We start from the raw sequence: 4,942 nt of genomic DNA, 5'->3' as shown, positions 1-4,942 counted from the left end.
TGGGGGGGGGGGGGGAGGGGGGGGGGGTGGGGGTTGGTTTGGGGGGGGGGGAGAAAAAAAAAAGGGGGGGGGAAGGAGGGTTTCTGGTGCCCTCGGGGGGGGGGGGGGGGCCCCCCGGCCCGCGGCTGCGGGCCGCTCAGATGACGTACTCGAGCAGCTCCGAGGCGTCCTCGACGTGCTGGCCGTGGTCGGGCCGGTGACCGGGCGTGCGCGCGTGCGCGGGCACCCCGACGGCCACCATGCCGTTCGGCACGTCGCGGGTCACGACCGCGTTCGCGCCGATCTGCGCGTCGTCGCCGATCCACAGCGGGCCGAGGATCTTGGCGCCGGCGCCCACCATGACCCGGTCGCCCAGGGTGGGGTGCCGCTTGCCCCGGGTCATCGAGCGGCCGCCCAGGGTGGAGCCGTGGAACAGCACGCAGTCGTTGCCGACGACCGCCGTCTGCCCGATCACCACGCCCATGCCGTGGTCGATGAAGAGCCGCCGCCCGATGCGCGCGCCGGGGTGGATCTCGATCCCGGTCACCCACCGGGCGGCCTGCGACAGCAGGCGCGCCGGCAGGCGCAGGCCGGGCCGGTGCCACATGCGGTGGGACACCCGGTGCGCCCACACGGCGTGCACTCCCGGGTAGCCCAGCGCGACCTCGAACCGGGAGCGCGCCGCCGGGTCGTGCGCGTGCGCCGCCTCGAGGTCCTCGGCGAGGATCTCGACCAGGTGGCGCAGGCCCGGGCGGTGCCCGGCCGGCATCGGGTGGTCGACGTCGCCGTCGAGGTCCTCGTGGGCGGCCCCGGCGGCGGCGGTCGGAGCGGTGCGGCGGCTCGTCACGTCAGTCCAGCAGGTCCGAGTACAGGATCGTGGACAGGTACCGCTCGCCGAAGTCGGGGATGACGACCACGATCAGCTTCCCGGCGTTCTCGGGCCGCTTCGCGACCTCGAGCGCCCCGGCGATCGCGGCGCCCGAGGAGATGCCGACCAGGAGGCCCTCCTCCTTCGCGGCGCGGCGGGCGAGCTCGACCGACGTCTCGGCGTCGACGTCGAGCACCTCGTCGTAGACGGAGGTGTCGAGGATCTCCGGGACGAAGTTGGCGCCCAGGCCCTGGATCTTGTGCGGGCCGGGGGTCCCGCCGTTGAGGATGGGCGACTCGGCGGGCTCGACCGCGACGATCCGGATCTCGGGCTTGCGCTTCTTGAGGACCTGGCCGACGCCCGTGATGGTGCCGCCGGTACCGATGCCGGAGACGACCACGTCGACCTCGCCGTCGGTGTCGGCCCAGATCTCCTCGGCCGTGGTCTCGCGGTGCACCTTCGGGTTGGCCTCGTTGGCGAACTGGCGGGCGAGGATCGCGCCCGGCCGCTCGGCGGCGATCTTCTCCGCCGCGGCGACGGCGCCCTTCATGCCCTCTGCGCCCGGCGTGAGCACGAGCTCCGCGCCGTACGCGCGCAGCAGGGCGCGACGCTCCTTCGACATCGTCTCCGGCATCGCGAGCACGACCTTGTAGCCGCGTGCGGCGCCGACCCAGGCGAGCGCGATGCCGGTGTTGCCTGAGGTGCCCTCGACGATGGTGCCGCCCGGCTGCAGGTCGCCGGAGGCCTCCGCGGCGTCGATGATCGAGACGCCGATGCGGTCCTTCACGGAGTTGGCGGGGTTGTAGAACTCGAGCTTCGCGACGACCGTCGCGTCGAGGCCGGCGGCGAGACGGTTCAGTCGGACGAGCGGGGTGCGGCCGATGAGCTTCGTCGCGTCGTCGTAGATGCGTGCCATGGGGTGTTCCTTCTCGAGGAGTGCGTGCGGGCGAGGTGGTGCGGGTGCGCCGTCGCGTGCGGTGCGGGCCCCCGAGCAGGTGCTCGGAGGGCGCGGCGCAGGGGCGTCGGCGAGGTCGGTGCGAGCGCCGCACGGTCGTCGGGGACCCGCCGTCGGGCGGGTCGGACGTGACGTGGACGCTCTATCGACAGCATCGCGGCGTCGTCGCCGCGGCGCACGCCGGGGTGCGGAGCGCCGACGCCGGCACCGTCCTCCGGTGGGACGAGAGGGCGGTCGAGGGGGCGACGCGGCGGACGTTCGTCATGCCGGCCCTCCTCGTGATGCTTCGTGTTGCTTCGGGGTGCTGCTGCCGTGTGGTCGCGCCTGTCGCAGGCTGCGGCGCCGAGCCTAACCAGGACGCGACCGATCGACAAGGAGCATCTCATCCATCGGCGTCGTCGATCGGTCGGGAGACACCTGTCCCCTGGGTCGCGGACGGGCCGCGGACGGGCCGCAAAGGGGAAGGAGGGGAGAGGAAGCAGGGGAGCGGGCGACGGGAATCGAACCCGCGTAGCCAGTTTGGAAGACTGGGGCTCTACCATTGAGCTACGCCCGCACGGCCACCCCCGCGACATCGTCGCCGGGTGGGAACGCGGGCCAACCCTAGCAAAGGCGCGGGGGCGCACGGACCCGTCGACGCACGTCGGGGGCTCGCCGCCGGACGGCGGCACTACACTGACCGAGGCCCCGCCCGACGGCGGGCCGCGGGGTGTGGCGCAGCTTGGTAGCGCATCTGCTTTGGGAGCAGAGGGTCGCTGGTTCGAATCCAGTCACCCCGACAGCGGCACAGGGCGGACGTCGTGGTTCGTCGCGGCTCGCCCGTGGATCGGCCCGCGCTCGGCGTGCCGATCTGGAAGGATCGGCCCCCGATCGCCGACGGACGGCGACCGACGTGCGAGGAGAACCTGATGACCACCCCGGACCCCTACACGCCAGGCACGCCCGAGCCGGGTGCGACGCCCCCCGGCGGCACCGAGCCGCAGCAGCCCGCCCCGGGTCAGCCGGCGCCGGGCCAGGCCTACCCCGCCCAGCCGGCCGGCGGGCAGGCGTACCCCGCCGCTCCGCAGGCGCCCGGCCAGGCGTACCCCGCCGCGCCGCCGGCGGGGCAGTACGCGCCGGCCTACGGCCAGCCGCCGCAGAACCCGGGCAAGACGCTGGGCATCGTCGGCCTGGTGCTCGGCTTCTTCGGGCCCCTGTCGATCGTCGGCCTGATCCTGTCGATCGTCGGCCTCGTGAAGTCGCGCAAGGTGGGCCAGCCGAACGGCGTCGCCATCGCCGGCATCATCGTGAGCGCCCTCGTGCTCCTCGGGACGATCATCCTGGCCGTGGTGCTGGGCGTGGCGGCGAGCCACCTGATCGAGGTCTGCGGCGACCTCGGGCCGGGCGTGCACGACGTCAACGGCATCACCTACACCTGCTCCTGATCGTCCGCGCCCGATCCTCTGCCAGGACGTACCCGGCGAGGGTCTCCCGGGACGCGCGTCGTCGTGACGCGGGCGTCCCCGGGCGGCCCTCGCCGTGGCGTAGGATGGACGGGTTGCCCGTACGCCCGTCGTACGGTCCCCGCACCCCGCGCCGCAGCAACCAGGCCGGCTCGCGCCGGTGAGACGCGCGCGCAGCACCCGAACCGTTGGAGACCATCGAAGTGAAGAGCGCCGTCGAGACCCTGGAGCCCACCAAGGTCAAGCTGACCGTCGAGGTGGAGTACGACGAGCTCAAGCCGAGCATCGACCACGCGTACAAGCACATCGCCGAGCAGGTGAACATCCCCGGGTTCCGCAAGGGCAAGGTTCCCCCGCGCATCATCGACCAGCGCGTCGGCTGGGGTGCGGTCGTCGAGCACGCCGTGAACGACGCTCTGTCGAACTTCTACCGCGACGCCGTCACGGCCGAGTCGCTGCGCCCCCTGGGCCAGCCCGAGGTCGAGGTGACCGAGGTCCCCGCCAAGGCCGGCGAGGGCCAGCTCGCGTTCACCGCCGAGGTCGAGGTCCGGCCCGAGATCACCCTCCCGGAGCTGTCCGGCATCGACATCACGGTGGACTCCACCGAGGTGACCGACGAGGACGTCACCGAGCGCCTCGACGCGCTGCGCGAGCGCTTCGGCACCCTCGTGGGCGTCGACCGTCCCGCCGTCGAGGGCGACTACGTCGTCATCGACCTCAAGGCCGTCATGGGCGACGAGGAGATCGACTCGGTCTCCGGCGTCTCCTACCAGATCGGCGCCGGCAACATGCTGGACGGCCTGGACGAGGCCCTCACCGGCCTGTCGACGGACGAGACCACGACCTTCGCCACGAAGCTCGCCGGCGGCGAGCACGAGGGCGAGGAGGCGCAGGTCACCGTCACGGCCACGGCCGTCAAGGAGCGCGACCTGCCGACGCCGGACGACGACTTCGCCCAGCTCGCCTCGGAGTTCGACACGCTCGAGGAGCTGACGGCGGACCTGCGCGAGCAGGTCGCGTCGATCAAGACGTCGAACCAGGCCGTCGCCGCCCGCGACCTGCTGCTGGAGAAGCTGCTCGAGGCCGTCGAGGTCCCGGTGCCGTCCGGTGCCGTCGAGGCCGAGGTGCACCGCCACCTGGAGTCGGAGAACCGTCTCGAGGACGACGAGCACCGCGCCGAGGTCACCGAGGACGCCACCAAGGCCCTCAAGAACCAGATCCTGCTGGACACGCTGGCCGAGAAGCTCGAGGTCCAGGTCGGCCAGGGCGAGCTCGTCGAGTACCTGGTCCAGGCGTCGCAGCAGTACGGCATGGACCCGAACCAGTTCATCTCGACCCTGGACCAGGGCGGCCAGATCCCCGCCATGGTCGGTGAGGTCGCGCGCTCCAAGGCCCTCGCGGTCGCGCTGCGCGACATCGAGGTCAAGGACTCCGACGGCAACGTCGTCGACCTGGCCGAGTTCATCGGCACCGAGGAGGAGGACGCCGCGGCCGCCGAGGTCGAGGGGTCCGCCGACGACGCCACGTCCGAGGAGCCGACGGAGGAGACCTCCGAGGAGACGGCCAAGGCCTGACCCCGGACCGCCCGGACACCCACGCCGGCCCGCACCGTCCCCCCGGACGGTGCGGGTCGGCGTCTTCCGTGGGGGTGGGCCGGTCCGTCCCGTGGGTCGGGTGACCGAACAGACCCCACGGTAG

General features: G+C 72.8%; 4 protein-coding genes and 2 tRNA genes. 3 read left to right on the top strand and 3 right to left on the bottom strand.

Going from position 1 to position 4,942, the window contains the following annotated elements:
• Nucleotides 1-136: 136 nt before the first annotated feature.
• The 3 genes from epsC to ACFVS0_RS09960 form a co-directional block, all read right to left on the bottom strand.
• A complete protein-coding gene (gene epsC / locus ACFVS0_RS09970) occupies nt 137-748 on the bottom strand; it encodes a serine O-acetyltransferase EpsC (RefSeq protein ID WP_430549944.1) in 612 nt (203 codons plus the stop codon).
• Nucleotides 749-827: 79 nt separating this feature from the next.
• The gene (cysK, locus tag ACFVS0_RS09965) at nt 828-1,763 is read right to left on the bottom strand and encodes a cysteine synthase A (protein ID WP_430587843.1); all 936 of its coding nucleotides are present in this window, start codon (nt 1,761-1,763) and stop codon (nt 828-830) included.
• Nucleotides 1,764-2,287: 524 nt separating this feature from the next.
• Nucleotides 2,288-2,358: transfer RNA gene (locus ACFVS0_RS09960), tRNA-Gly, on the bottom strand.
• A gap of 149 nt (nt 2,359-2,507) precedes the next feature.
• On the opposite strand from ACFVS0_RS09960, the gene ACFVS0_RS09955 reads away from it, so the two are divergent.
• The 3 genes from ACFVS0_RS09955 (at nt 2,508) to tig (ending at nt 4,818) form a co-directional block, all read left to right on the top strand.
• Nucleotides 2,508-2,581 (top strand) — tRNA-Pro (locus ACFVS0_RS09955).
• A 129-nt stretch (nt 2,582-2,710) separates the two neighbouring features.
• Nucleotides 2,711-3,226, top strand: coding sequence for a DUF4190 domain-containing protein (locus ACFVS0_RS09950; protein ID WP_430565194.1), 516 nt, complete (start codon nt 2,711-2,713; stop codon nt 3,224-3,226).
• A 221-nt stretch (nt 3,227-3,447) separates the two neighbouring features.
• Nucleotides 3,448-4,818, top strand: coding sequence for a trigger factor (tig, locus tag ACFVS0_RS09945; protein WP_430587853.1), 1,371 nt, complete (start codon nt 3,448-3,450; stop codon nt 4,816-4,818).
• Nucleotides 4,819-4,942: the final 124 nt, after the last annotated feature.

It is taken from the genome of Isoptericola sp. NPDC058082 (genome assembly GCF_042885055.1).
Lineage (GTDB): Bacteria > Actinomycetota > Actinomycetes > Actinomycetales > Cellulomonadaceae > Isoptericola.
This window is presented reverse-complemented; position numbering and strand designations above follow the sequence as displayed.